This is a genomic window from Actinomadura sp. NPDC000600, from assembly GCF_040492135.1.
GTDB lineage: Bacteria > Actinomycetota > Actinomycetes > Streptosporangiales > Streptosporangiaceae > Spirillospora.
This window is the reverse complement of the sequence record NZ_JBEUPD010000028.1, coordinates 98006-124036: the sequence shown is the minus strand read 5'-3', so window position 1 is coordinate 124036 and position 26031 is coordinate 98006. Positions and strand designations below refer to the sequence as shown.

Below are 26031 nucleotides of genomic sequence, written 5' to 3'. Positions count from 1 at the left end.
CGTCGGGCTGACGGCGTCTGTCTGTGGAGCCGGTGTAAGACCTCAACGGAGTACTCCGGGCGGGCAGTCGGCGATGAAGCAGAAACCCCAGCGGGCGACCGCTGGACTCCCCCGCCTTTAGGCGGGGGAGGAAGTCAACAGGTGCACTCCCAGAGCCGCCGCCGACCAGCCCGGCCGCGATCTGGCCCGTCAGCCTGTCACGCCGGAAGTTTCGGAAAAGACCGCGCGGGCCCCTGGTCCGCGCGGAGGATCGGTCCCCGTTCAATCCCCGCTCACCCTCTCGGCGCGCCGGGCGCGGGAGCCGCGGACCCGGGGCGCGAAGGGCACCATAACGGCATTGCAGGGCGCCTCGGAACGAGATGGCGAAGATCGGCCTGGTGGTCCGGTGCCGGTACGCCGCGTTACGGGGGATGCGCCATGACATCGATCACATCCGCCCGGCGGGGGTGCCATGCCCCTGTCCGTGGGTCGGAGAACCGAACGCGAACGTTATCCGTGACGTCCTAATGTTGGGCATCGCGACGACGATCCGAGGTGGACGTGGAAAACGTGAGCATCGCCGACCTGTGGCACCGGGTGACGGGAACGCAGCCGGATCCTCCGTGGTGGCTGGTGGCCCTCGTCGGCCTCGTGGCGCTCGCCTCGGTGGTCCACGGCCCGACCTGGCGGGTCGCGCGCAACACCGTCACGATCGCGCACGAGGGCGGGCACGCGCTCATCGCGCTGGTCACCGGCCGCAAGCTGGACGGCATCAAGCTGCACTCCGACACCTCGGGCGTCACGGTCTCGCGCGGCAAGCCGCACGGCCCCGGCATGATCTTCACGGCGATGGCCGGGTACCTGACGCCGCCGCTGCTCGGGCTGCTGTTCGCGCTGCTCCTCGCCGACGGCCGCATCACGCTGATGCTGTGGTTCTCGCTGGCCCTGCTCGCCGGGATGCTCGTCATGATCCGCAACGCCTACGGGGCGCTGTCGGTGATCGCCACGGGCGCGGTCATCTTCGCGGTGTCGTGGCTGGGCAGCGCCACGGTGCAGGCCGGGTTCGCCTACCTGGCCGCCTGGTTCCTGCTGCTGGCCGCCACCCGCCCGGTGATCGAGCTGCAGCGGATGCGGGCCCGGCACATGGCGCCGAGCTCCGACGCCGACCAGCTCGCCCACCTCACCGGCGTCCCCGGGCTCGCGTGGGTTGGCCTGTTCGCGGCCACCGCCCTGCTCGCCCTGCTGGCGGGCGGCGCCCTGCTCGTCCCGGACGTCTCCATGCCCGACCTCCCGACCCCGCCCGGCTTCGGCGGGACGGGCTGACGCCCGGCCCGCGCCGTCCGTCCCCGACTGTCCGAGGGCGCGGATAGTTTCGGCTGTGTGAGGGATCGGTGGTCTCGTGAGCAGGTGCTCGGGCTCGCGCCCGACGCGGCGTCCGCCAAGGCGGCGGGGGGCGTCGCCAAGCCCGCCAAGTGGGCGCGCACGGGGTGCGACGACGAGGCGGTCTGGGGCGACTGCCAGGGCAGCGGCAAGTCCGTCTACCGGACGTGCGCCGACCTGACCGGCCCCGCGTTCCGGTGCACGTGCCCGAGCCGCAAGTTCCCGTGCAAGCACGCCTTGGCGCTGCTTCTCCTGTGGGCGGACGGCCTCATCCCGGCACCCCCCGCAAGTGACACAGCCCAGGTCGGGGTGCGGCCGGGGTGGGTGGCCGAGTGGATGGAGGACCGCCAGGAGCGGGCCGGCAGGACGGCCGGGCGGCGGGCGGCGTCGGCGGCCAAGGCCCGCGACCCGAGGACGGTGGAGCGGCGGGCCAGGCGGGTCGACGACGGGCTCGCCGAGCTCGACCAGTGGCTCCGCGACCAGGTCGCGCACGGCCTCGCCCAGGCGGAGAAGGCCCCCTACCGGCTGTGGGACGACGCGGCGCGGCGCCTGGTCGACGCGCAGGCGGGGGCGCTCGCGGGCCAGGTCAGGGGCCTCGCCGCGATCCCGCGCCGGCCGGGCTGGCCCGGCCGCCTGCTGGAGGAGTACGCGCTGCTGCGGCTGCTCGTCCGGGCCTACCAGCGGCAGGAGGAGCTGCCAGAGGGGCTGCGCGCGACCGTCCGCTCGCGGGTGGGGTTCACCGTCCCGCAGGAGGAGGTGCTGTCCGGCGGGGAGCGCGTCCGGGACGTGTGGTCGGTGACGGGGTCGCGCGACACCGCGCAGGAGCTGCTCACGACGCGGCGGGTGTGGCTGCGCGGGAGCCGGACGGGTCGGCCCGCGCTCGTGCTGTCCTTCGCCGCGCCGGGCACCACCCTCGACACCTCGCTCGTCGTGGGTACGCAGGTCGATGCGGAGCTGGCCTTCTATCCGGGCGCGCAGCCGCTGCGGGCGCTGGTCGCCGAGCGGCACGGGGCGGCCGTGCCTGGCACGCCCGCGGGGACGTCGGTCCGGGGGTTCCTGGACGAGCACGCCGCGGCCGTCGCGCTCGACCCGTGGCTGGACCGCTGGCCCGCGACGCTGGAGAGGGTCCGCCTGGCGCGCACCGAAGGAGGAGAACTGCACGTCGTCGACGACGCCGGTGACGCGCTGCCGCTCCGGATCGGCGAGCCGTGGCGGCTGCTCGCCCTGTCGGGGGGCGGGCCGGTCACGCTGGCCGGGGAGTGGCGCCCGCTGGGCCTGCGCCCGCTGGCCGCCTGGCACGAGGACGAGGGGACGGTGATCCTGTGACGGCGTGGGACGAGCACGTCACCGCCGCGCTGCTCGGCACCGAGCGCCGCGACCCGCCCGCCCTGGCGGAGGCGCCCGGCGACGGCGGCGAGGGCGCCGGCAAGGCGGGGCGGCTGCTCGACCAGGCGGCGCTGCTGGCCGTCCGGCGGCGGGCGGGCCTGGTCCCGTCGGGCGCGGGCCCCGAGCCCGTGGCGTCAGCCCCGGTGGAGGACGCCCCGGCGGTGCCGAGGGCGGCCGCGGCGCGGCTGCGGCGGATCCTCGGCGGCGAGCAGATCCGGGTGCTGCCCGAATGGCTGGACGCGGCGGCCGCCCGGGGCCTGCGGGTGCCCGCCCAGGCGCTTCCCGACCTGCTGGAGCGGGGCCGCAGTGACCGGATGCTGCGGCCGTCGATCGCGCGGGCGTGCGGGAGGCGCGGGGTGTGGCTGGCCCTCCAGAACACCGACTGGGCCTACCTGGTGGGTTCGGGCGACGATCCGGGCGGCGGCCCCGAGGTGTGGGAGACCGGCACCCGCAACCGGCGGGTCGCCTATCTGACCGGGCTCCGCGAGACCGACCCCGAGCGCGCGCGGGGACTCCTCCTGGAGACATGGGCCAAGGAGCCCGCGCCCGATCGCGCCGCGTTCATCGCCACGTTCGCGCATGGGCTGTCCCTCGACGACGAGGAGTTCCTCGAGACGGCCTTGGACGACCGCGGTAAGGACGTCCGGCAGATCGCGTCCGACCTGCTGGCCCGCTTGCCGGGTTCGGCGTACGGGGAGCGCATGGCGGCGCGCGCACGGGCCTGCCTGACGGCCGAGGAGCGCACGGTCGGGGGCCGCAGGCGGACGTGGATCCGGGTGGAGCCGCCGCACGACCATGACGAGGGCATGGCGCGCGACGGCGTCCCGTTCCATCCGAGCGGGTCGTTCGCGCCGCGCGGCGGCGGCGCGCCGGTGGGGACGCGGGCGGCGTGGCTGCGCGAGATCCTGGCCCGCACCCCGCTGGTCACCTGGGCGGAGCTGTTCGGGCTGCCGCCCATGGAGATCGTGTGCCTGCCCGTCTCCGAGTCCGACGGGCGGGACGTCCGCATCGGCTGGGCGCGCGCCGCCCTGGGCCAGCGCGACACCGAATGGGCGCGGGCCCTGCTCAGGGGCGGCGTCATGGCGGACGAGCCGGAGGAGCTCGCCGACCTGCTGTCCGTCCTGCCCGGCCCGGAGCGCGACCCGGCGGCGGTCGACCTGCTCCGCTGGGTGGAGGGGCGGTCGGGCCCGCTGCGGGTCCTCGAACGGGTGCCCGGGCCGTGGGCCGGGCCGCTCGCCGCGGCGGTGGTCGAGACGCTGGCCGCGTCCGCCGAGCGGCTCACCCGCCGCGACGAACTGCTGATCACGCAGCTGTGCCGGCTCGCCGACCAGCGGCTCGACCCGGCCGCCGCGGCCCGCCTGGCGGGCCTCGGACCGGCCGCCCCGCAGGCCGTCACCGACCTGATCGCGACCCTGCGTTTCCGCGACGAGATGCTGAAGGAGCTTGACCAGTGACCGAAGAGGCAGGCCCGGTCGGGGGCGCGTCCCCCGCGCCGACCGCGGACGCCGTGCTGCGCCCGCACGCCGAGCAGGAGCACGCCGGCGAGCTGGCGCGGCTGGCCGAGCACGACGACCGGCCGCGGCCGCCCGGCTGGCGGCTGTCGCCCTGGGCGGTCACCACGTACCTGCTCGGCGGCGAACTGCCGGACGGCACGCTGATCAGCCCGAAGTACGTGGGCCCGCAGCGGCTGATGGAGGTCGCGGTGGCGACGCTCGCGACCGACCGGGCGCTGCTGCTGCTCGGCGTCCCCGGCACGGCGAAGACCTGGGTGTCGGAGCATCTCGCCGCCGCGGTCAGCGGCGACTCCACGCTGCTCGTGCAGGGGACGGCGGGCACGGCGGAGGAGGCGATCCGCTACGGCTGGAACTACGCGCGGCTGCTCGCCGAGGGCCCCTCGGAGCGGGCGCTGGTGGAGAGCCCGCTGATGCGCGCGATGCGGCGCGGCGCGGTCGCCCGCATCGAGGAGCTGACCCGGATGCCCTCCGACGTCCAGGACACCCTCATCACCGTCCTGTCGGAGAAGACGCTGCCGGTGCCGGAGCTGAACACCGAGGTGCAGGCGCGCAAGGGCTTCACGGTCATCGCGACCGCCAACGACCGCGACCGGGGCGTGAACGAGCTGTCCAGCGCGCTGCGCCGCCGGTTCAACACGGTCGTGCTGCCGCTGCCGGAGTCCGTCGAGGACGAGGTGGAGATCGTCGCGCGCCGCGTCGACCAGATCGGCGCCGGGCTGGAGCTGCCCGAGAGCCCGGCGGGCCTGGAGGAGATCCGGCGCGTCGTCACGGTGTTCCGGGAGCTGCGCTCCGGCGCCACGGCCGACGGGCGCACCAAGCTGAAGTCGCCCAGCGGGACGCTCAGCACCGCCGAGGCCATCTCGGTGATCACCAGCGGGCTGGCCCTGGCGGCGCACTTCGGCGACGGCGTGCTGCGCGCCGCCGACGTGGCGGGCGGGATCGTCGGCGCCGTCGTCCAGGACCCGGTGTCCGACCGGGTCGTGTGGCAGGAGTACCTGGAGGCGGTCGTCCGGGACCGGCCCGAGTGGCGCGACTTCTACCGCGCCTGCCGGGAGGTCTCTTGAGCCAGGTCGAAGTCTTCGGCATCCGGCACCACGGGCCGGGGTCGGCCCGCGCGCTGCGGGGTGCGCTGGAGGACTTCAAGCCGGACGCGGTGCTGATCGAGGGGCCGCCCGAGGCCGACGCGATCGTGGAGCTGGCGGGCGAGGCCGGGATGGTGCCGCCGGTCGCGCTGCTCGCCTACTCCCCCGCCCCCGCCGACGGCGACCGCAGGGCCGCGTTCTGGCCGTTCGCCGAGTTCAGCCCCGAATGGCAGGCGATCAGGTACGGGCTGTCGGCGGGCGTCCCGGTCCGGTTCTGCGACCTGCCCGCCGCGAACCAGCTCGTCGCCGCGGAGGAGGAGCCGCCCGAGGAGGGGATCCGGCTCGACCCGCTCGGCTGGCTGGCGAAGGCCGCCGGGTACGACGACGCCGAGCGCTGGTGGGACGACGTGGTCGAGCACCGCCACGACGGCCCGTCGCCCTTCCCCGCCATCGGCGAGGCCATGGCGGAGCTGCGCGGCGGGCTCGAACCTCCCCCGCGGGAGGCGCAGCGCGAGGCCCACATGCGCCGGACGGTGCGCCGCGCCCTCAAGGAGGGGCTCGACCGGGTCGCGGTCGTGTGCGGGGCGTGGCACGTCCCCGCCCTGCGGGCCAGGGTCCCGGCGGCCCACGACGACAGGACGCTGCGCGGCCTGCCGAAGACGAAGGTCGCGATCACGTGGGTGCCGTGGACGCACGGGCGGCTCGCGGGGCGCTCCGGCTACGGCGCCGGCGTGCGCTCCCCCGGCTGGTACCACCACCTGTTCACGGCCCGCGACCGCCCGATCGAGCGCTGGCTGACCGCCGCCGCCCGCGTCCTGCGCGAGGAGGACCTGCACGTCTCCTCCGCGCACGTGATCGAGGCCGTCCGGCTCGCCGAGGCCCTCGCCGCGCTGCGCGGCCGCCCCCTCGCCGGGCTGGACGAGGTCACCGAGGCGACCCGGGCCGTCCTGTGCGAGGGCGCCGACCTGCCGGTCCGGCTCATCCAGGACCGGATGGTCGTCGGGGAGCGGCTCGGCGCCGTCCCGGAGCGGACCCCGATGGTGCCGCTCCAGCGCGACCTGCAGGCCGAGCAGCGGCGGCTCAGGCTGAGGCCGTCCGCGCTCGACAAGGAGCAGGACCTCGACCTCCGCAAGCCCACCGACCTGGAGCGCAGCCGCCTGCTGCACCGGCTCCGCCTGCTGGACGTGAACTGGGGCGTGCCGTCCGAGAGCCGCTCCAAGGGGACGTTCCGCGAGACGTGGACGCTGGCCTGGCGGCCCGAGTTCGACGTGGAGCTGATCGAGGCCGGCGCGTGGGGCACCACCGTGCGGGGCGCGAGCACCGCCCGCGCCAAGGCGGCCGCCGAGGACGCGACCGCCCTCGCCGACCTCACCGCCGTGGCCGAGCGCTGCCTGCTCGCCGACCTCGGCGAGGCGCTCCCCGCGGTCATGCGCGCCCTCGCCGACCGCGCCGCGGTGGACGCCGACGTCGCGCACCTGATGGCGGCGATGCCCGCGCTCGTCCGCGCGCTGCGCTACGGCGACGTCCGCGGCACCTCCACCGGCCCGCTGCGCACGGTGCTGGACGGCCTCGTCGTCCGCGTCTGCGTCGGCCTCCCGCCCGCGATCACCGGCCTGGACGACGACGCCGCCCGCGAGTTCCTCGGGCACGTCGACGCCGTCCACGGCGCCCTGTCCCTGCTCGCCGACGGGGGCCACATCGAGCGCTGGCGCCGCACCCTGGAGGGCCTGCTCGGCCGCCCGGACACCCTGCACGGCCTCATCGAGGGCCGCCTGACCCGCCTCCTGCTCGACGCCGGGCGGCTGCACGACGTCCCCGACCGGATGGCGCGCGCGGTGTCCGTCGGCGCCGCGCCCGACCGCGCCGCCGCGTGGGTCGAGGGCTTCCTCGCCGGCGGCGGGCTCGTCCTCATGCACGACGAGGCGCTCCTGCGGCTCGTCGACGAGTGGATCTCCGGGCTGCCCGCCGACTCGTTCACCGACGTCCTCCCCCTGCTGCGCCGCACCTTCGGTGCCTATCCCGCCGCCGAGCGCCGGGCCATCGGCGAGCGGCTCCGCCGCCGCGGCGCCGCTCCCGCCGGGCGGGCCGGGCCGGCGGAGGAGGACGTGGACGCGGCGCGGGCCGCGCCGGCGGCCGCAACGGCCCTGCGGATCCTCGGATGGGAGAGGCCCTCGTGAGCGACGAGACCGTGACCGACGAGCACGTGAGCGGCGAGAGCGCGGACGACCGGCTGCGGCGCTGGCGGCTGGTCCTCGGCGGCGACCAGGCCGACGGGACCGGGGCGACGCTGACCGGGGACGACGTCCGCATGGACGGGGCGCTGGAGCGGCTCTACGGGGCCGGCGGCGGCGAGGGGCGGCCCAGGCCCGGGCGGCGCGGCGCCGGGCTCGGCGACTCGGCGCCTTCGGTGGCCCGGTGGCTCGGCGACATCCGCGCGTACTTCCCGTCGAGCGTCGTGCGGGTGATGCAGAAGGACGCGATCGAGCGCCTCGACCTCACCCGGCTGCTGCTGGAGCCGGAGATGCTGGACGCCGTCGAGCCGGACGTCCACCTCGTCGGGACCCTGCTGTCGCTGAACCGGGTGCTGCCCGACAAGGCGCGGGAGTCGGCGCGGGCGGTGGTCCGCAAGGTCGTCCGCGACCTGGAGCGGCGGCTCGCGCAGAAGACTCGCTCGGCCGTCGGCGGGGCCCTGGACCGGTCCGCGCGGGTGCTGCGCCCGAGGCGGCTCGCCGACGTCGACTGGGACCGCACGATCCGCGCGAACCTGCGCCACTATCTGCCCGAGCAGGGGACGCTCGTGCCGGAGCGGCTGATCGGGTACGGCAGGCGGCGGCAGGCCGTCAAGCGGGACGTGGTGCTCGCGATCGACCAGAGCGGGTCGATGGCGGCCTCGGTGGTGTACGCGAGCGTGTTCGGGGCGGTGCTGGCGTCGATGCGGTCGCTGCGCACGTCGCTGGTGGTGTTCGACACCAGCGTGGTCGACCTCACCGACCAGCTCCACGACCCGGTCGAGGTGCTGTTCGGCACGCAGCTCGGCGGCGGCACCGACATCAACCGGGCGATCGCGTACTGCCAGGGGCTGGTGACGCGGCCGGCCGAGACGATCCTCGTGCTGGTCAGCGACCTGTACGAGGGCGGGATCCGCGACGAGATGCTGCAGCGGGTCGCGACCCTGACGGCGGCGGGCGTGCAGGTCGTCGTGCTGCTCGCCCTGTCGGACGAGGGCGCGCCCGCCTACGACCACGACAACGCGGCGGCGCTGGCCGCGATGGGCGTCCCGGCGTTCGCGTGCACGCCGGACGCCTTCCCCGGCCTGATGGCCGCGGCCATCGAACGGCGCGACCTCGGGGAGTGGTCCGAGCGCGCCGCGGGAGACCGGTGACGGCGTCAGCGGGAGGGGCGGGACAGGCCGCGCGCCAGTAGGACCACCACGACGGCGGTCAGGGCGGCGTGGCCCGCCAGCGCGGACGGCTGGATCTGGACGAGCGCGCCCCAGGCCGCCCACATCGCGACGCGGGCGACGCGGGCGGCCATCACCGTCCACGCCGCGGAGCGGCTGCCGCGCCACGCCAGGATCACCCCGACCAGGGTGACCACCGCGACGACGGCGAACGACGAGGCCACCACGGGCAGCAGGCCGCCCCGGTGGCCCTCGCTGAGGGACGGCCGGGCGATCAGGATCGCGAGGGCGGCGACGTCCAGGGCGGCGAGCAGCCCGGCGAGGAGCAGGCCGGTCACGACCGCCGGACCGCGCCGCAGCCGCCGCGGCCCCGCCTGCGCGGCGGACGCCGGCGGGCCCGGAGCGGGCGCGGTCGGAGTCGGGGCGTGCGGGGTGGGCGCGTGCGGGGTGGGCGCGTGCGGGGTGGGCGCGTGCGGGGTGGGCGCGTGCGGGGTGGGCGCAGGCGGTGGCGGCGTCCGGGGCCCCGGCGCCTGGACGAACGCGCCGCCGGCCGGTTCCGGCGCGGGGACGGCGTCGGGCGCGGGCCTCGGCGCCGGGGCCGTCGGCGGGGCGAGGCGCTCGGTGGGGATCTCCAGCCGGGCGTGCCTCTCGCTCTCGCCGAGCAGCCAGAGCAGGACGTCCTCGGAGGTGGGGCGGGCCTGCGGGTCCTTGGCGAGGCACGCGGCGGCGACCTCGGCGAGCGGGCCGGGCAGGGCGCCGAGGTCGGGCGTCTCGTGCAGGATCCGGTACATCACCGCGGGCAGCGGGCCGCCCGCGAACGGGTCGCGGCCGGTGGCGGCGAACAGCAGGGTGCTCGCCCACGAGAACAGGTCGGCGGACGGCCCGACCCGCCCGGTGAACTGCTCGGGGGCCATGTAGGCGGGCGTGCCGACGACCTGGCTCGTCATGGTCGCGCCCGCGTCGAACGCGCGGGCGATCCCGAAGTCGATCACCCGCGGCCCGTCCGGGCCCATCAGCACGTTCTGCGGCTTGAGGTCGCGGTGCACGACGTTCGCGCGGTGGATGGCCGACAGCGCCGTCACCGAGCTGATCGCGAGCCGGTCGAGGGCGGCGCCGGTGCGCGGCCCCTCGTCGCGGACGAGGGCGCGCAGCGACGGCCCCGGCACGTACTCGCTGACGATGTAGGGGCGGTCGCCCGCCACGTCGGCGGCGAGCATCTGCGCGGTGCAGAACCCGGCGACCCGCTCCAGCACCGCCAGCTCGCGGACGAACCGCTCTCGCGCGTACGCGTCCCCGACGAGCTGGGCGTGCAGGAGCTTGACGGCGACGCGGGAGGGCCCGGGGCCCGGCGCCGCGGGCCTGCCGAGGTACACCACCCCCTGGCCGCCGGCGCCGATCCGGCCGAGCAGCTCCCAGCCGCCGAGCCGGGTGGGATCGGCCGCCGTGAGGGGAACCGGACCCGCCATTCGCACCCCCGCGAAAAAAATCGAGCATTCCTGCGGGCACAAAACCGCTCCGCCCGGCATCGAAGAGTATAGGTTCGGCGAACCCGAGGCGGGGGAAGAGGATGCTGGAGATTCGTTCGACAATTGCGCGGCCCGGGGCCCGCGCCCGGTCGCTGGCGGGGGCCGTCGCGGCCCTCGTGGCGGCGGCGGGCGCGCTGTCCGGGTGCGGGGACGCCGGCGCGACCATCACGCGGCTGACGGTGGGATCGCCCGGTCCCGAGCCGTACACGCTGGTGGCCGGCACCGACCGGAGCGACGTGAAGGCGCGGCCGCAGGCAGGCGGCACGAGGGAGGGGGACGCACCGGGACTCTACGGCGGGACGCGCCGGGCCTCGACCTGCGACCGGGCCAGACTGGCCGCGTTCCTGCAGGCCAACCCGGAGAAGGCGCGGGCGTGGGCGCAGGTGCAGGGCATCGCGGCGAGCGACATCCCGCGGTACGTGTCGCGGCTGACGCCGGTGCTGCTGCGCACCGACACGCTGGTCACCAACCACGGGTACTCCGAGGGCCGGGCGACGAGCGGCCCCGCCGTCCTGCAGGCCGGAATGGGCGTTCTGGTCAATGGTTACGGAGTGCCCACGGTGAAGTGCAATTGCGGCAATCCCCTCACTCCGCCCGACAAAAAGATCTCTACCCGGAACGCGGCGTACAGTGGCCGGTCCTGGCCGGGATTCGAGAAGGGGAATGTCACCCGGATCCGGCCGCGGGATTCCCGGGAAGGGACGATCACCACTTTCGTCCTGGTCGACCCGGAGGCCACGATGGGGTTCGAGCGGCCCCGCGCCACCGAGGGCAAGGCGGACGGGCCCCCGACCGCGCTGCCGGTGACGGAGACGGTGGCCGCGCCGAGCGACTCGCCCGCGCCGTCCGGCTCGGGCCTGGAGTCGCCGGGCACCGAGTCGCCGGGCACCGAGTCGCCCGGCACGGGGACTCCCGGCACGGAGACGCCCGGGCCGCAGACGCCGGGGACGGAGCCGCCCGGGCCGGAGACGCCGGAGCCCGGGCCCTCGACCCCGGGCGCGGGCGTGACCACGCAGGCCCCGGGTACGGGCGCCGGGGGGATGGAGACGCCGGGCGAGGGCGGGCACGGACCGGTGTCCCTGCCGCCGTCGGAGGAGCCCGCTCCCGTGACCTCCTGACCCTGGTGCGCTATCTTTGCTCATATGAGCAGTGCTTCAGATGTCATCGCCCCGGACGCCTGCGCCGTCCGGGTGGTCGACGCCGCGAAGGTCGCCGCCGTCTCGGCGTCCCTGCCGGACGGGGACACGATCACCGAGCTGGCGCAGGTGTTCGGGCTGCTGTCCGACCCCGGACGGCTGCGGGTGATCACCGCGCTGCTCGAAGGAGGGGAGATGTGCGTGTGCGACATCGCGGCGGCCTGCGGGCACTCGGAGTCCGCGGTCTCGCACGCCCTGCGCCTGCTGCGCGCCAACCGCGTGGTCCGGGTCCGCCGCGCCGGCCGGATGGCCTACTACCGGCTGGCCGACTCGCACGTCCGGCTGCTGCTCGATCTCGCCCTCACCCACGTCGGCCACGGGGAGGAAGGCACATGATCGGGGACCGTGAGGACGCGCCCGGCAAGCGGGGGCACGAAGGGCACGGCCACGGGCACGGGCACGGCCACGGGCACGCCGTCTCGGCGGGGGCCGACCGGCGGCTGCTGACCGGCGCGCTGGCGCTGATCGTCGCCTACATGTCGGGCGAGGTGGTCATCGGCCTGCTCGCCGGGTCGCTGGCGCTGATCACCGACGCCGCGCACATGATGACCGACGCGTTCGCGATCGCGCTGGCGCTGGTCGCGATGCGCATCGCCGCGCGCCCGCCGAAGGGCGGGTACACCTTCGGCCTGCGCCGCGCCGAGATCCTGTCCGCGCAGCTCAACGGCCTGACGCTGATCCTGCTCACCGTCTACTTCGTGTACGAGGGCGTCCGGCGGCTGATCGAGCCGCCCGCCGTGGAGGGGCAGTTCGTCTTCTGGACGGCCCTCGCGGGCATCGCCGTCAACGTCGCGGCGACCGTGCTGATCAGCCGGGCCGACCGGCGCAGCCTGAACGTCGAGGGCGCGTTCCAGCACATCCTGAACGACCTGTTCGCGTTCGTCGCCACCGCGGTCGCGGGCCTGGTCGTGTGGACGACCGGCTTCGCCCGCGCGGACGCGATCGCCTCGCTGGTGGTGGCCGCGCTGATGCTCAAGGCCGGGTACCGGCTGCTGCGGGACGCGGGCCGGGTGCTCATGGAGGCCGCGCCCGCCGGCGTCGACCCGTCCGAGCTCGGCGCCCGGCTCGCGGGGCGCCCGTGCGTGGAGGAGGTCCACGACCTGCACGTGTGGGAGGTCAGCTCGGGCTACCCGGCGCTGTCGGCGCACGTGCTCGTCGACACGCAGGGCGACTGCCACGCCGTCCGCCGCGACCTCCAGGAGCTGCTGCGCGACGCCTACGGGATCACGCACACGACGCTGGAGGTCGACCACGTGGACGAGCCCGCCGGCGGCGGGCACGGCCACTGCGACGACGCGCACGGCCCCCGCCATATGGCGGAGGCCGACGAGCCCCACGAGCACGCGGGCACCACCCCGTGCGACCACTAGCCGCGCGGTCGCGAGGGCCGGTCGGCCGCGGGGCCCAGTGGTCGCCGAGCCCTCGGGAAGCGCAGGGCCTACCGCCGGCGGGCCCCGCGGCCGGGGTGATCGGCCGGCCGGCGGGGCCCGGTGGTCAGCGGCGGGTGCAGGGGGCGCCGTTGAGGGTGAAGGCGGTCGGAGGCGGGTTCGTCCCGGCGCTCGATCCGTTGAAGCCGATCGTCACCGAGTCTCCCGGCCGGATCGTCCGGTTCCAGTCGAGATTGCGTGCGGTGACGTCCGGGCCCTTCTGCGCCCAGGCGGCGTTCCAGCCCTGGGTGATGCGCTGGTCCGCGGTGAACGAGAAGCCCAGCGTCCAGCCCGAGACGGGCGAGGCGCCGGTGTTCGCGACGGTGACCTGCGCGGTGAAGCCGCTCCCCCACTGGCTCTGCACCGTGTAGCCGACCTCGCACGCCGACGCGGCCGGGCCGTCGTCCGCGGGGATCTCGACCAGCGTGATCGAGGACGCCGGGAACGTCGAGGTGAAGCCGTCCGCGCCCACGGCCACGTCCGGGGCCCGGACGATCGCGGACTGGTCCGCGCCGCTGTACCGGTAGACGCGTCCGGCTGCGGAACCCGACCGCCCGGCGATCGAGACCGTGCTGGTGAGGTCGTCGGTGAGCGACTTGTTCACGATCATCAGGGTGAGCGCCTTGTCGGACGAGCGCTCCGCCGCGTACACCGCGAGCCTGCCCTGGTCGGCACTCGACGCGCGGACGGACGTCTCGCCGAACGAGGCCCCAGCGCCGTCGTAGTTCCGGTACATGCGGAAGGCGTAGGCGCCCGGGTCGGACGTGCCCGGCGGCGCCCACAGCGTCGCCAGGTCGAGGCCCTCGCGCCCGAAGATCCCGAGTACGTCGGCCTGGGCCAGCGCCCCGTTCAGGTGCCCGAGCGCGCCCCAGTTGTACTCGGTGATCGCCAGCTTGGTGCCCGGGTAGTTCTGCTCGACGAGGTCCCGCATCCGGGGGATGAAGTTGATCGGCTGGTTGATCCAGCTCTCGTCGGTGTAGGAGGGGTCCCACAGCTGCCGGGTCGAGCGCAGCCGCAGCTCCTGGGTCGCCGCGTCGCCGGGGTCGGTGGAGGACACCCCGGCCTGCTGCGGGTAGATGTGCTCGTCGAAGTAGTCGAGGATGCGGGTGCCGTGCTCCTCCTCGTAGGCCTTCATCTGCCGGAGGTACCAGTCCGCGAACGGGAGGCCGCCGTGCGCCGCCCGGTCCGGCGGGTCGGACCAGCAGTCGCCGCCCTCCCGGTCGCAGGTCTGCTTGTCCAGGCCCGACAGGGTGAGCGACTGGAAGCCCCAGCCGACCGGCCCGAGCGTCTCCGCGCCCGGGTCGGCGGCCTTCACGGCGGAGGCGATCGCGTACGTCTGGCGGCGCATCTCGTCGTAGCCGGCGCCGTCCGGGTGGACGTCGCGGTGGGTCGCGTGCCAGAGGTCGGGCTCGTTGTCGAGGTCGTAGAAGCGCACGCCGCCGCCGTCCGCCCGGCCGTACTTGCCGGTCAGGTGGGACAGCCAGTCGGTGACGTACTCGGGGCCCGCCGGGACGCTGGTGTCCGCGGGGTCGTTGCCGGTGACGTTCGTGCCGTCCGGCTTCACGCCGTTGCCGCAGTCGGGCCGCCACTGGGTGTCGGCGCCCTGCTGCGGCCCGTACTTGGCGATGCCGAACCCGCAGGTGTAGTCGCGGCCCTTCGGCGTCCAGCCGATGAGCGGGACGGTGAGGAGCGTGTCGGTGCCGGTCCGGCGGTCCTGCTCGGTGAACTGGTCGGTCTCGGACCCGTCGGGGAGCTTCGCGGGGTCCGGGGCCGGGCCGGGCACGTTCTCGAAGTACCAGTCCGAGCCCCGGTTGGTCTCGTCGTAGAGGTAGTTGTAGCGGGTCGTGGCGTTGCCGCCCCACCGCCGGACGGGGAGCCGCAGTTCCTTGGCGAGGGCCTCGTCGGCGAAGTTCATCCCGTAGACGTAGGGGCTGATCGCGTGCCGGGACGCGGACGGGTCGACGGTCAGCGCGGGGCCGTCCGCGGCCTGCGCCGGGGGCGCCGCCCACGGCAGGAGCGCGGCGGCCGCCACGGCGGCGAGCCAGGCCTTCCGGGTCATGTCACACCTCGCATGCCTTGTCGTTGACCTCGAATGCGGCGGGCGCGCCGCTCGCCGCACCGGTCGCCTGGAACCCGACGGTGACGGAGGCGCCGGGCGCGAGGGAGGCGTTCCAGTCCAGGCTCTTGGCGGTGACCGCGGCGCCGCTCTGCGACCAGGTCGCGCTCCACCCCTGGGTGACCTTCTGGTCGCCGGGGAACGCGAACTCCAGCGTCCAGCCGTTCAGCGCCGAGGACCCGCCGTTGGTGATCGTGACCTGCGCTGTGAAGCCGCCCGACCAGCTGTTCTGCACCGTGTAGGCGACCTTGCAGGACGTCCCCGGCGTGCCCGGGTCACCGGGGTCGCCGCTCGGGTCCCCCGCGCCGAGCAGGTAGGGGTCGAGGTAGGACTGCTTGGCCGTGTTCACGGTCGTCCAGTCGTCGTTGAGGATGCCGCCGGTGTCGCCCGAGTTGGGGTTCCACGACCAGAAGGTGAAGGAGATCCCGCCGGTGCCCTTGCCGAGGTAGGCCATCAGGGTGCGCAGCCAGGTCTGGTCGCGCGGGTCCGAGAGGGTCGTCCCGAACTCGCCGAGCAGGACGGGCGCGACGTTGTTCTTGTACAGGTAGCCCCAGTTCTTGTCCCAGATCCCGGCCAGGTTGGACGGGAAGGACGGGTCGTCGAACCACGGCTGCGGGTACACCGAGGTGGCGTAGTCGTGGGCGGAGTAGACGAGCCGGTTCGGGACGTCCAGCCGCACCGGGTACTGCGCCGCGCCCTGCAGGTTGCCGCCCCACCAGTAGTTGTCGCCGTCATGGTCGTTGACGCCCTCGACGATGATCAGCCAGTTCGGGTTGGCCGCGAGGATCGCGTTCCCGGCCCGCTCGGCGGCGAGGCGCCAGTCCCGCGTCTGGTCGCCGCAGCCCCAGCAGGCCGGCGAGTGCGGCTCGTTGTGCAGGTCGGCGCCGATGACCGTGGTGTCGCCCGCGTAGTGCCGGGCGAGCATCGTCCAGTCGGAGATCCAGCGCGACTCGGGGTAGGCGGCGGTGTACCAGAGCGCGGACTGGCCGCCGGAGTCCGGGCGGTGGCGGTCGAGGACGACCTTCAGCCCGATCCGCCCCGCGTAGGCGATGATCTTGTCGAGGATCTGCAGCCCGTTCAGGCCCTGCAGGTCGGGGTTCTTGGCGTAGTCGATGCTGTTCGGGCTGCTGCCGGAGTCGAACAGCTGGCTGCTGTAGGGCAGCCGCAGCGTGTTGTACTTCAGGCTCTTGATCTGGTCGAGCATGTCCTTGTAGCCGCGCGACCAGAGGCCGTGCGGGGCGTAGTTGGACGTCTCGGCGCCGAACCAGTTGATGCCCGTCATCCGCACCGGCTGCCCGTTCGCGTCGAGCAGCTGCCGGCCGCTGGTGTGCCAGTAGCCGGCGCCCGCCGCCTGCGCCGGGCGCGGCACGGCCTGGACTAGGGCCAGCGCCAGCAGCGCGGCCACGAGGATCGGGACGAGCCGGATCCGCCGGAGTCTCGCGGTCATGGTCGTTCTCATGCGGGGTCCTCGGTCGAGCCAGTGGGAGCGCTCCCAAGGTCGCGACCGGCGACCGGCCTGTCAAGGACGCGGCCGGGCGCCCCGCGGTGACCAGGCGTCCCGCGTGAAAACCCGTGAAACGGCGGCGCGCCTCTACGAGAGCCCGAACAGCTCGGCCGGGCCGCGCCAGCAGACCGACCGCAGCCAGTCGTCGCCGAGGTCGAGCGCGGCCAGCGACTCCAGCTGGTGCGCGTACTCGTAGGGGATGTTCGGGAAGTCGGTGCCGAGCAGAACGCGCCCCTCCAGGCCGAGGTCGCGCAGCCGGGGCAGCAGGGCGTCCGGGAACGGCGCCAGCGCGGCGAAGCGGGTGAAGATCATCGTCGTGTCGAGGTGGACGCGCTCGTAGGCGTCGGCCAGGGCGAAGAAGCCGTCGAACTCCGGCGCGCCCAGGTGGGCGACGATCGCGGTCAGGCCCGGGTGGCGGGCCAGGACCTCGCCGAACGGGCCGGGGCCTGTGTAGCCGTTGGCGACCGGCCCGGACCCGGCGTGCACGAGGGCGGGCACCCCGGCGTCGGCGAGCATCCCCCACACCGCGTCCAGTTCCTTGAGGCGCGGGTCGAAGCCGCCGACCTGGAGGTGGACCTTGAAGACGCGGGCGCCCGCGTCCAGCGCGCGGCGTACGTACTCCTCGACCCCGGGCTCGGGGTAGAACGTCGCGGTCTGGATGCATTCGGGGACGCGGGCGGCGAACTGGGCGGTCCACTCGTTCAGCGACTCGGCCATGCCGGGCTTGTGCGGGTAGGTGAGCGAGGTGAACGCGCGGACGCCGAGCCCGCGCAGGAGGCCCAGCCGCTCCTGCTCGGAGTCGCGGTAGCGGATGGGCCACTCGGTGCCGATCAGCGGACCGGCCTCGTCGAAGTACCCCCACACCGCGCTCATCAGGCGCGGCGGCATGAAGTGGACGTGGACGTCGATGATGCCGGGCAGCCCGAGCGAGCGCCAGAACGCGGGGACAGCTGAATCAGAACGGGGTTCGGCCACGACCCGACCCTAGCCGCCGCTCAGGTGATCTCCGCGAGCAGGGCGGGCAGCGTGGCCCTCAGTTCGCGGCGCCAGTAGGGCCAGGTGTGGGTACCACGGTAGAAGTGCGTGGACACCGGGACGCCGAGCTTCCTCAGCTTGCCCGCGAACTCCCGCGAGACGGTGTGGGCGAGGGCCTCCAGCACGTCGCGGGGGGCGGCCTCCCGGGACGCCGGGCCGTGGTCGAAGGGGCCGGGGGTGCCGTCCCCCGCGCTCACGTGCACGCGGACGCCCGCCAGCCGGCCCGCGAGGTCGTACGGGTTGTGCTGCCGCCACACGACGCGCTGCGCCTCGGGGTCGCCCCACACGTCCGTCCAGTCGAGGGACGGAGCGCCGATCGCGACGCTCAGCTCGACGAGGTCGGCCACGTCGAGCCCGGACGGGTCGCGGTGCAGCGTGTGGACCGGCCCGCTGAACGACGCGGCCGCCCGGAAAAGGCCGCGGTGCCTGGCCGCATACGCCAGCGCGCCGAGCCCGCCCATCGCGTTGCCCGCGACGGCGCGCTCGGCCCCGGCCCGGTATCCGCGCTCCAGGATCTGCCTGAGCTCGGCGAGATGGAAGGTCTCCCACTTCGGCGCCCCGCCGCCGCCGCGGTTCCACCAGTCGGTGTAGTTGCCGCACGGGCCGCCGTCCGGCATGACGACGATCACGTCGGCGTCCTCGGTCAGCTCCTCGATGTCGCTGTGCTCGCTCCACGCGGTGTGGCCGTCCCGGCCCGCGCCAGCTCCGTGCAGGAGCCAGAGCACCGGCCAGGTGCGGGAGGCGTCCCGTGACCAGCCCGGAGGCAGCAGGAGGCGGGCATGGGCGACGCTCTCCAGGACGGGGGAACGGACCGCGAGGTCGAGGACGCGGCGGCGCGGGCGGCGCTCGCCGACCACGGCCGCGCCGTCGTCGGCGGGGGCGCCGGCCGGGGCCGTGCCGCCCGCCGCGATCGACGCGGTCAGCCCGGCGACCGCCGCGATGAGACCCGCACCCGCCAAGCCGCGCATCCACATGTCCACGCCCCGGTCTTCCAGAACTCGCCTTCTGTAAAGGTTCCCTCTGACGGGAATGTTTCAACGCTGTGTAATCGGTTTATAAAATGTCGGGCCGGGAGTTCCGGTCCACGTTCCTTGTAGGGTGACGCGGACGAAGGGGGCGACCGGCGGAGATGCGGAGCGTCCAGATGCGGAGCAAGGCGGAGCTGCAGGCGGCGATCGCGGACGGCGGACGCGCGGTGCTCGTGATCAACTCCCGCTCCCGGCGGGGCCGGCGGCTCTACGGCACGGCCCGCCGCCTGCTGCGCGAGGCGGGGCTGGAGTTCCCGCACGTGTTCCCGGTGACCGACCCCGCCCGGCTGCGGGAGCTGTTCGCCGACGTCCTCGCGCTGGAGCCCGACCTCGTGGTCGTCGGCGGCGGGGACGGCACGGTCGCCGAGGCGGTCGGGCACCTGGCGCACCGCGACATCGCGCTCGGCGTGCTGCCGCTCGGCACCACCAACAACTTCGCCCGCAGCCTGGAGCTGCCGCTCGACCTGCCGGGCGCGGTCGCGACCCTCGCCCTCGGCCGCCCGGACGCCGGCAAGGTCGCCGACGTCGACGTCGGCTGGTTCGAGTCGACGGGCGACCCGCAGGGCGAGGGGCCGGGCGCCGACCGGGAGCACATCTTCGCCAACATGGTGAGCCTCGGCCTGTCGGTCGAGGTCGCCGAGCACGTCCCGCACACGCTCAAGCGCTTCATCGGGCGCCCGGCGTACGCGCTGACGGCGGCGCGGCTGCTGCCCCGGCACGAGGCGTTCACCGCCCGCATCACGATCGACGGCGAGACGCACGAGGTCGCGACGCACCAGCTCAACATCGCCAACGGCGCGCACCACAGCGGGCAGCGGATCGCCCGCGACGCCAGCCCGGACGACCGGCTCCTCGCCGTCTACCGGCTCGGCGACGAGCGGCGGCTGCGGCTGGCGTCGGCCACGGCCCGGCACGTCCTCACCGGTCCGTGGCGGTCCCTCGAGGACGACGCCTTCCTCACCACGGCGCACGTCGAGGTCGAGACCGACCCGCCGATGCAGGTGGACGTGGACGGCGAGGTCCGCGGCCGCACCCCGGTGTCGATCAAGCTGCGCGGCAACGCCCTGCGGGTGATCGTCCCGCAGTCGTTCGTCGACACGTGACCGGCCGGGAAACCCGCGCGGCCGGCCGCTACCGCGCCGTCGCCCCGGGCACCTCGCCGGGCCGGCCCGGCTCGCGCTCGTCGGCCATGACGTAGGCGCCCGCCTCCAGTCGCTCGATCAGGCCGAGCGTCCAGGCCGTGGCGGAGTCGGCGGAGTGGACCCACCAGCCGAGCAGCTCGCGCAGGTGGTCGGAGGGGTTCAGCTCGTCCAGGTGCGGGGCGACGGAGGCGCGCCAGCCGGCCAGGCCGTCGAGGCGCTCGCGCAGCAGGGCCAGCGCCTCGGCGCGCGGCAGCTCGGTGAGGAACCCGAGGCCCGCGGTGAGCATCTCCGGGTGCCGGACGTCGACCGCGGCGAGGGCGCAGCGCAGCAGCCGGTGGAACTCCTCCCGGCCGGCCTCGGTGATCTCGTAGTCGGTGTGCGGCGGCCCGGCCTCGCTCTCCTCCACCTCGTGGGCGTGCAGCAGGCCCTCCTTGGCCAGCTGCCTGAGCGCGTGGTAGATCGAGCCCGGGTTGACGTGGGCCCACTCGTCCGAGCCCCAGGAGAGCAGCTCGCGGCGGACCTCGTAGCCGTGCGCCCGCCCGAACCGCCGCACCCCGCCGAGCACCAGCAGCCGCGTCGTCGACATCCTCTCCCCCTGATCGCAAACCTGTTCAGGGTAGAGGGTCCCGCGCGCGCCGCGCGCGCGGGTCACCGCTTCAGGGCGTCGAGATCCTCGGGGGCGAGCGCCAGGTCCGCGGCGGCGACGTTCTCCTCCAGGTGGGCCGGGGAGCCGGTGCCGGGGATCGCGAGCATCACGGGCGAGAGCGCGAGCAGGCCCGCGAGGAGCACCTGCGGCACGGTGGCGCCGTGCCGGGCGGCGACCGCGTTCACGCGCGCGTCGTCCGGGATGCCGAACCCGCCGAGCGGGAAGTAGGGCGCGTAGGCGATCCGGTCGCGCTCGCAGGCGGCCAGCAGCTCGGTGTCCTGCGGGAGCGTCACGTCGAACCGGTTCTGGACGGCCGCGACGGGCGCGATCCGCCGCGCCTCCTCCAGCTGGGCGTGGCTCACGTGGCTGAGCCCGAGGTGCCGGATCAGACCCTCCTCGCGGAGCCCGGCCAGGACGGCGAAGCGCTCCCCGACCGGCTCCTCCGACGGGGCCTCCAGGCCGCCGGGCCGCAGGTAGACGAGGTCGAGCCGGTCGAGCCCGAGCTCGGTGAGGTTGCGCTCCACCTCGGCGCGCAGCCCGGACGCCGGGACCTGCCCGGTCGGCATCGGGTCGCCCGGCCCCCGGTACGGTCCCACCTTCGTGGCGATGACGAGGCCGGGCGGGTAGGGGGCGAGCGCGGCGCGGATCATCTCGTTGGCCGCCAGGCCGTCCTGGTGGTAGTAGAACGCGGCCGTGTCGACGTGGTCCACGCCCAGCTCGACGGCCCGCTGGAGGATCTTGATCCCGATGTCCCGGTCGTTCGGCGGCCCGCCGAGGGTGCTCACGGGCAGCCGCATCGCGCCGAAGCCCATCCGGGAGATCCGCAGATCGCCGCCGAGATCGAAGTGTCGTGTCATGCGGTCCACTGTGCTGCGCCCGCCCGCCGGGGGCGAACGGCTGGCAGCTTGCTGCCACGGCGGCGCGGGGCGGGCCGCGTGGCAGACTGGATCCGTGAGCGTCGACCTTGACCGGAACGTCGTGCTGCGCGGCGAGGCGGAGCTGGTCGAGCGCGCCGGACCGCTGTTCCTCGCGTGCGAGGAGTTCGCCTGCGCGGCGACCGACCAGAACACGTGGGCGCTGCCGGGCCTGCGGGAGCGGATCGTCGCCGAGCGGCGCCGGATCCGGCCCGCGCCCGCCGTCCGCAAGCTGTACACCCCGGCGGCCCTCGCCGATGAGGAGTCCGAGCGGCGGCTCCTGGAGGTCGCCGCCGCGGGGGTCCTCGTGCGGATCTGCCCGACGCCGCTCCCGCACGAGACGATCATCGTGGACCGCAGGGTCGCCATCCTCGCCGGACCGCCCGAGGGCGGCGTCCGCGAGTACACCGTCGTCCGGTCACCGGGCGTGGTGAAGGGCGTCGTCTCGCTGTACCAGGCGACGTGGGAGACGTCGGCGGAGCTGGTCGACCACCGGCGCGGCCGGCCGCCCGCGCTGGGCGAGGAGAGCCTGCGCATCCTGCGGCTGCTCGCCGGCGGGCTGAAGGACGAGGCGGCCGCGCGGCGGCTCGGCATGTCGCTGCGCACCTACCGGCGTCGCGTCGCGGAGATCCTCGTCCTCCTGGACGCCGACTCCCGCTTCCAGGCGGGCCTGCGCGCCCACGAGTTCGGACTCATGCGGCGGTGAGATTGGGGGCGTGGGGGCACCCCCCCACAATGACTCGCCTGACCCCTCAGCCGGTCAGGCCCTCGGCCGGGCAGGGCCGCAGCCGGGCAGGGCTCAGCCGCCGACGAGCGGGACGAGCCTGATGAAGACCAGGTCGGGGTCGCCGGTGAGGTCGATCTCCTCGTCGAGGTCCTCGACCTGCCGGTCGCCGGCGAGCACGAAGAAGCCGTTGCCGAGGAAGGCCCGCTCGGCGATGTCGGCCTGCCGCTCCCAGTCGAGGCGGCGGGGCTCGCGGAGCCGGTAGCCGTTCAGCTCCGCCTCGGCGCCGTCCGGGCGGACCAGGCCGTTGAACCGGTCGGACGGGCGGGCGTTGTGCCGGGCGACCTCCTCGCGGACCCGGAGCCTGATCAGCTCCCGTACGGTCATCCGGTCGGGCAGCCCGGCCACCTGGAACCCGGCGACGGGCGCGCCCGCCGCCGTCTCGTCGCGGAAGGTCACCGCGGGCATCAGGCACCTCTCTTGATCTGCGCCAGGATGGACTCGTCCTCGATCGCACCGTCGGCGGCGAGGAGGAACGCCTTGCTGAGGATGAGGGAGAGCCGCTCGTCCTCGAACGGCAGGAAGACCTTGGCGCCCGTCTTGCGGCGCTCGGGAACGATGCAGAGGTACGTGTCGTCCGGTTCCATCGCGATGTTGGCCGAACCGAGGTGGATCCTGTAGGTGCGCAGGTCGCCGCGGACGACCAGGTGGCGGCCGTCGATCGTGCAGCGGTCGGCGATCTTCGTGCGCGGCAGGACGCGCTCCAGGGCGTCCCTGCGGGTCCGGGTCGACTCGGCCAGGTCGGCGTGCCACTCGCGCACCCAGTACTCGTGCGCCTCGCCGTCCTCCCACATGGGGTCGGCGGCGATGGAGGTGACGCCGACGAACAGGTCCACGTCCCGCATCGCCTCGCTGAACACCAGCGGGGGGACGTCGGCGAGCGCCGCCTCCCGCCAGCCGCCGCCGTCGGCGCGGCGGTCGAACATGACGCGGTTCGTGCCGGCGATCTCGTGCTCGCCCTGCCAGTCGGCCAGGACGTGGGAGAACCTGACCCGCCACTCCCCCGCCGCGAGCGTCCGGGCCGCCTCGTCGGAGCCTCCGCCGTCCCAGGGGCCGAGCAGCGCGCTCGTCCAGCCGCGGGCCCGGAAGAGCGCGAACATCCGCCGGTAGTGGACGAGGTGGGCCGCGAACCGGTTGGAGTACGTCCCAGTGCCCTCTTCCGCCGGGGTGAGCAGGTAGATCTCGCGGAACGCCTGCTTGAACGGCTGCCGGATCCGCCGGTCGACGAGCAGGTCGCGCCACGCGCGCACCTCGTCCGGCCGCGACCTGATCGGGTGCCACAGCCGGACGGCCGCGTCGTCGGCGGCATCGGGCATCTCGTCCGTCTCGGGCAGGATGGTGCGCCGGTCGCCGGGGGCGACCTCGATCTCCCAGAGGAGCACGCGTACCGTCGGCCCGGCGATCGGATGGAGCAGGAGCGTGTCGCGCCAGTGGCCGAACGGATGGACTGCGTCGACGGTGAATCCGGCCTCCAGCGCCCGTGCGAGCGTGACGAGCTGGGCGTTGACGCGCGCGACGAGGTCGCGGAGCTCCTTGAGCTCGTCCTTGTGGTCGCGGCGGGCGGCGGCGGGGACGCCTTTCAGGGCCTTGCCGTCCTTCTCGAAGGCCAGCTCGGCCTTGCCTGCGACGGTGACGACGGCGGTGTGGCCGCCGAGCTCCCGGCGCAGGACGCCGCCGGGCCCGAACCCGTGGTCGGGGAGGCGCAGCGCGACCTCGGTCCGCTCGGCGAGGGCGGCCTCGACCTTCTTGAGCATCTTGTCGAGCTGCTTGGGCACCCCGGCGTGCCGGACGTTCCGGCGGACGTTCCGGACGGCGGTGACCAGCTCGGGCGTCGGGAACTCCTGCGCGGCCCGGACGATCTCGTAGAGCAGCGCCTGCGACGGCAGCGTCTTCGCCTGCGTCGGCGCCACGGAGATGTCGGGCAGGAGGCGGTCGAACAGGGCGGGCAGCCACGGCTCGTCACGCAGCAGCGCGATGCGCGCGGCGAGCCCGACGGCGGCGACCTCGTCCCCGGTGAACGCGCTGTCCGCGCGGAACGGGATCTCACCCTCCTGGACGGCGCGGGCGCGGGCGGCGGCGGCCTCCAGGGCCCGGCGGGCGAACTCGGCGCAGGCGGGGACGGCGGCGACCCGCTCCCACACCTCCGGCGGGACAGGCGGAGCGTTGAACGACCGGTTCTCGGCCACCTGGGCCAGCAGGACCCGTTCCACCGGGGCGAGGCGCAGGACGGCGTCCAGTTCATCGTGCACGATCGGCCCTTTCCAGACCTGGTGGAGGCGCCCGGCGACCGCGCGCAGAACGTCGTCGCCCGCGAGGCCGCCGATCGCGAGCAGCGCGAAGGGCTGGTCGAGGCGCTTGCGGCTCAGGAGGTACTCGACCAGCGTCCGGGCCGGGCCCGAGACGTCGGGCCAGGGCCCGGTGCAGCGGACCAGCGCGCCCGCACCGAGCTGGATGTCGGCCCACTTGCGCTGGGCCAGCCCGCCGACGAGCGCCTGGAACATCCGCTCGCACGCCTCCGGCGTGTAGCGCGGCTGCCTGTTCTTGGCCTCGTCCTCGATCCTGAGCCGGACGGACATCGACACGAACGGGGCCTCACGGCCCACCGCGTAGGCGGCGGGCACGAGAGCGCCGAGGTCCTGGTCGGACAGGACCGACAGGTCGGGATACCAGGTGCGGAACTCCTCGTCCTCCGGCGCCGGGTCGGTCATGGCGCGCAGCAGCCGCGCGGGCAGGTCCATCAGGCGCCCCTCTTGATCTGCCGGAGGACGGACTCGTCGGTGATCCGGTGGTCGGCGGCGAGCAGGAACGCGGTGCCGAGGATGCGCGTGAGCCGCTCGTCCTCGACCGGCAGGAACAGGCCCTTCTGCCGGGCCCGCCGGACCGGCTCGACCAGCAGCCGGTCGTTGCCCGGCTCCATCAGCACGCCGCCGGAGCCGAGGTGGACGCGGTAGGTGCGCAGCCCGCCGCGGACCACGAGGAACCGCCCGTCCACCGAGCAGCGGTCGGCGATCTTCGTGCCGGGCAGGACGCGGCGCAGCACGTCCCCGCGGATCTCGGCACTCGCGGACGGCTCGCCGAACGGGTCCTCGTCCGCGGCCGGGGCGGCGCGCAGGAACAGGTCGGCCTCCCGCATGCCCTCGCTGAACACCAGCGGCGGGACCTCCCGCGGCGGCACGTCCCGCCAGCGGCCGGCGATCCGCCGCTCGAACGCCACCCGCGCCGGCCCTCCCCCGCGGCCGACCCGCCACGCGCCCCCGGCGATGACGTGCCGCAGCCGCGCGTCGAGGCGGCCGCGGCGCAGGTCCGCCCCGGCGCCGGACGGGCCGGGGCGGTAGGTCTCGCGGAACGCCTGCCGGAACGACTGCGTCATCCGGTTGCCGGTCACGAAGGCCCGCCAGGCCCGGACGGCGCCCGGGAACGCCCGCGCCGGATGCCACAGCCGCACCCGCGCGCCGCGCGGCGGGACGGGCAGGGCGCGGCCGTCCACGGTGACCAGCACGTCCTCGCCCGGGGTGGCGGCGTGCCAGTGCCCGTCCGGCGTCTCGAACTCCCAGACCAGGCCGGACGCGACCGCGCCGGTGACCGGATGGTCGCGGTAGTGCCGGCACCACTGGCCGTACGGCCAGGTCCGCTCCAGCGCCATCAGCGCCTCGACCCGCGCCCGCTCGGCGGCCAGCGTCTCCCGGACCTGCTTCACCAAGGCCTTCGTCTCCTTGACCTGGGCGGCGAACGGCACCCTGAGCGCGCCCGGGACGGTCGGCAGCGGGCGGCCGTCCGCGCCGATGAAGGTGAGCCGCACGGTCAGCGGGTCGGTGATGGCGAGGACCGCCTGGTAGCCGCCGATGTCGCGGGCGAGCGAGCCGTCCCTGCCGAGGCCGTGCGCGGGCACGGCGGGCTCGTCGGGGCCGGACGGGCGGTCCAGGAGGGCGAGCGCGGCCGGCGGCGCGTGAAGGTCGTCGGACATGAGGTGAT

Annotated in this window: 21 protein-coding genes; 11 read left to right on the top strand and 10 right to left on the bottom strand. The window is 74.9% G+C overall.

All coding sequences use genetic code 11. The features are described 5' to 3' along the window. The first annotated feature begins 540 nt into the window (after positions 1-540). Genes ABWI07_RS32125 through ABWI07_RS32100 form a run of 6 tightly spaced genes read left to right on the top strand, consistent with a single transcriptional unit; the run spans position 541 to position 8723 of the window. Positions 541-1302 (top strand): M50 family metallopeptidase, encoded by a 762-nt coding sequence (locus ABWI07_RS32125; protein WP_149263669.1) that lies wholly within the window; start codon positions 541-543, stop codon positions 1300-1302. A gap of 57 nt (positions 1303-1359) precedes the next feature. Further along, positions 1360-2685 carry an SWIM zinc finger family protein gene (locus ABWI07_RS32120; RefSeq protein ID WP_353820868.1) on the top strand — a complete coding sequence of 442 codons (1326 nt, stop codon included), beginning with the start codon at positions 1360-1362 and terminating at the stop codon, positions 2683-2685. Further along, positions 2682-4199 carry a DUF5691 domain-containing protein gene (locus ABWI07_RS32115; protein ID WP_353820867.1) on the top strand — a complete coding sequence of 506 codons (1518 nt, stop codon included), beginning with the start codon at positions 2682-2684 and terminating at the stop codon, positions 4197-4199. The genes ABWI07_RS32120 and ABWI07_RS32115 overlap by 4 nt, the downstream gene beginning before the upstream one ends. Continuing rightward, entirely contained in the window at positions 4196-5323 is a 1128-nt protein-coding gene (locus ABWI07_RS32110) for an ATP-binding protein (protein WP_353820866.1), read from the top strand. Before ABWI07_RS32115 ends, ABWI07_RS32110 begins: the two co-directional genes overlap by 4 nt. Further along, on the top strand, positions 5320-7518 hold the full coding sequence (locus tag ABWI07_RS32105; RefSeq protein WP_353820865.1) for a DUF5682 family protein: 2199 nt from the start codon (positions 5320-5322) through the stop codon (positions 7516-7518). The genes ABWI07_RS32110 and ABWI07_RS32105 overlap by 4 nt, the downstream gene beginning before the upstream one ends. After that, positions 7500-8723, top strand: coding sequence for a VWA domain-containing protein (locus ABWI07_RS32100; protein ID WP_353820864.1), 1224 nt, complete (start codon positions 7500-7502; stop codon positions 8721-8723). The genes ABWI07_RS32105 and ABWI07_RS32100 overlap by 19 nt, the downstream gene beginning before the upstream one ends. A 5-nt stretch (positions 8724-8728) precedes the next feature. On the opposite strand, the gene ABWI07_RS32095 is transcribed toward ABWI07_RS32100, so the two are convergent. Next, complete coding sequence (locus ABWI07_RS32095) at positions 8729-10207, bottom strand: serine/threonine-protein kinase (protein ID WP_353820863.1); 1479 nt, start codon at positions 10205-10207, stop codon at positions 8729-8731. Positions 10208-10308: 101 nt separating this feature from the next. Between ABWI07_RS32095 and ABWI07_RS32090 the strand changes: the two genes are divergently transcribed. The 3 genes from ABWI07_RS32090 to ABWI07_RS32080 are packed head-to-tail and all read left to right on the top strand — an operon-like array spanning position 10309 to position 12833. Further along, positions 10309-11385: a DUF6777 domain-containing protein gene (locus ABWI07_RS32090; protein ID WP_353820862.1), complete on the top strand. Its 1077-nt coding sequence runs from the start codon at positions 10309-10311 to the stop codon at positions 11383-11385. A 24-nt stretch (positions 11386-11409) separates the two neighbouring features. After that, positions 11410-11799 carry an ArsR/SmtB family transcription factor gene (locus ABWI07_RS32085; RefSeq protein ID WP_149263675.1) on the top strand — a complete coding sequence of 130 codons (390 nt, stop codon included), beginning with the start codon at positions 11410-11412 and terminating at the stop codon, positions 11797-11799. Then, positions 11796-12833 (top strand): cation diffusion facilitator family transporter, encoded by a 1038-nt coding sequence (locus ABWI07_RS32080; RefSeq protein WP_149263676.1) that lies wholly within the window; start codon positions 11796-11798, stop codon positions 12831-12833. The genes ABWI07_RS32085 and ABWI07_RS32080 overlap by 4 nt, the downstream gene beginning before the upstream one ends. Positions 12834-12957: 124 nt before the next feature. Here ABWI07_RS32080 and ABWI07_RS32075 read toward each other — a convergent pair whose 3' ends face one another. The 4 genes from ABWI07_RS32075 to ABWI07_RS32060 all read right to left on the bottom strand — a co-directional run bounded on the left by ABWI07_RS32075 (position 12958) and on the right by ABWI07_RS32060 (position 18504). Further along, positions 12958-14949 carry a glycoside hydrolase family 44 protein gene (locus ABWI07_RS32075; protein ID WP_353820861.1) on the bottom strand — a complete coding sequence of 664 codons (1992 nt, stop codon included), beginning with the start codon at positions 14947-14949 and terminating at the stop codon, positions 12958-12960. Position 14950: 1 nt separating this feature from the next. Then, entirely contained in the window at positions 14951-16453 is a 1503-nt protein-coding gene (locus ABWI07_RS32070; RefSeq protein ID WP_353820860.1) for a cellulase family glycosylhydrolase, read from the bottom strand. Between the two features lie 144 nt (positions 16454-16597). Then, the gene (locus tag ABWI07_RS32065) at positions 16598-17485 is read right to left on the bottom strand and encodes an amidohydrolase family protein (protein ID WP_353820859.1); all 888 of its coding nucleotides are present in this window, start codon (positions 17483-17485) and stop codon (positions 16598-16600) included. A gap of 20 nt (positions 17486-17505) precedes the next feature. Next, the gene (locus ABWI07_RS32060) at positions 17506-18504 is read right to left on the bottom strand and encodes an alpha/beta hydrolase (RefSeq protein ID WP_200842322.1); all 999 of its coding nucleotides are present in this window, start codon (positions 18502-18504) and stop codon (positions 17506-17508) included. 185 nt (positions 18505-18689) lie between these two features. Between ABWI07_RS32060 and ABWI07_RS32055 the strand changes: the two genes are divergently transcribed. Further along, on the top strand, positions 18690-19676 hold the full coding sequence (locus ABWI07_RS32055) for a diacylglycerol/lipid kinase family protein (protein ID WP_353820857.1): 987 nt from the start codon (positions 18690-18692) through the stop codon (positions 19674-19676). A gap of 28 nt (positions 19677-19704) precedes the next feature. On the opposite strand, the gene ABWI07_RS32050 is transcribed toward ABWI07_RS32055, so the two are convergent. Beyond that, the gene (locus tag ABWI07_RS32050) at positions 19705-20301 is read right to left on the bottom strand and encodes a PadR family transcriptional regulator (RefSeq protein ID WP_353820856.1); all 597 of its coding nucleotides are present in this window, start codon (positions 20299-20301) and stop codon (positions 19705-19707) included. A 62-nt stretch (positions 20302-20363) separates the two neighbouring features. Continuing rightward, positions 20364-21218: an aldo/keto reductase gene (locus ABWI07_RS32045; RefSeq protein WP_353820854.1), complete on the bottom strand. Its 855-nt coding sequence runs from the start codon at positions 21216-21218 to the stop codon at positions 20364-20366. Between the two features lie 94 nt (positions 21219-21312). Here ABWI07_RS32045 and ABWI07_RS32040 point away from each other — a divergent pair, with 94 nt between their 5' ends. Further along, positions 21313-21981: a DNA-binding response regulator gene (locus ABWI07_RS32040; protein ID WP_353820853.1), complete on the top strand. Its 669-nt coding sequence runs from the start codon at positions 21313-21315 to the stop codon at positions 21979-21981. Positions 21982-22074: 93 nt separating this feature from the next. On the opposite strand, the gene ABWI07_RS32035 is transcribed toward ABWI07_RS32040, so the two are convergent. The 3 genes from ABWI07_RS32035 to ABWI07_RS32025 are packed head-to-tail and all read right to left on the bottom strand — an operon-like array spanning position 22075 to position 26023. After that, the gene (locus ABWI07_RS32035; protein ID WP_149263684.1) at positions 22075-22467 is read right to left on the bottom strand and encodes a hypothetical protein; all 393 of its coding nucleotides are present in this window, start codon (positions 22465-22467) and stop codon (positions 22075-22077) included. Then, complete coding sequence (locus ABWI07_RS32030; RefSeq protein ID WP_353820852.1) at positions 22467-24797, bottom strand: DUF4132 domain-containing protein; 2331 nt, start codon at positions 24795-24797, stop codon at positions 22467-22469. The genes ABWI07_RS32035 and ABWI07_RS32030 overlap by 1 nt, the downstream gene beginning before the upstream one ends. Then, a complete protein-coding gene (locus ABWI07_RS32025) occupies positions 24797-26023 on the bottom strand; it encodes a DUF4132 domain-containing protein (RefSeq protein ID WP_149263686.1) in 1227 nt (408 codons plus the stop codon). Before ABWI07_RS32025 ends, ABWI07_RS32030 begins: the two co-directional genes overlap by 1 nt. Positions 26024-26031: the final 8 nt, after the last annotated feature.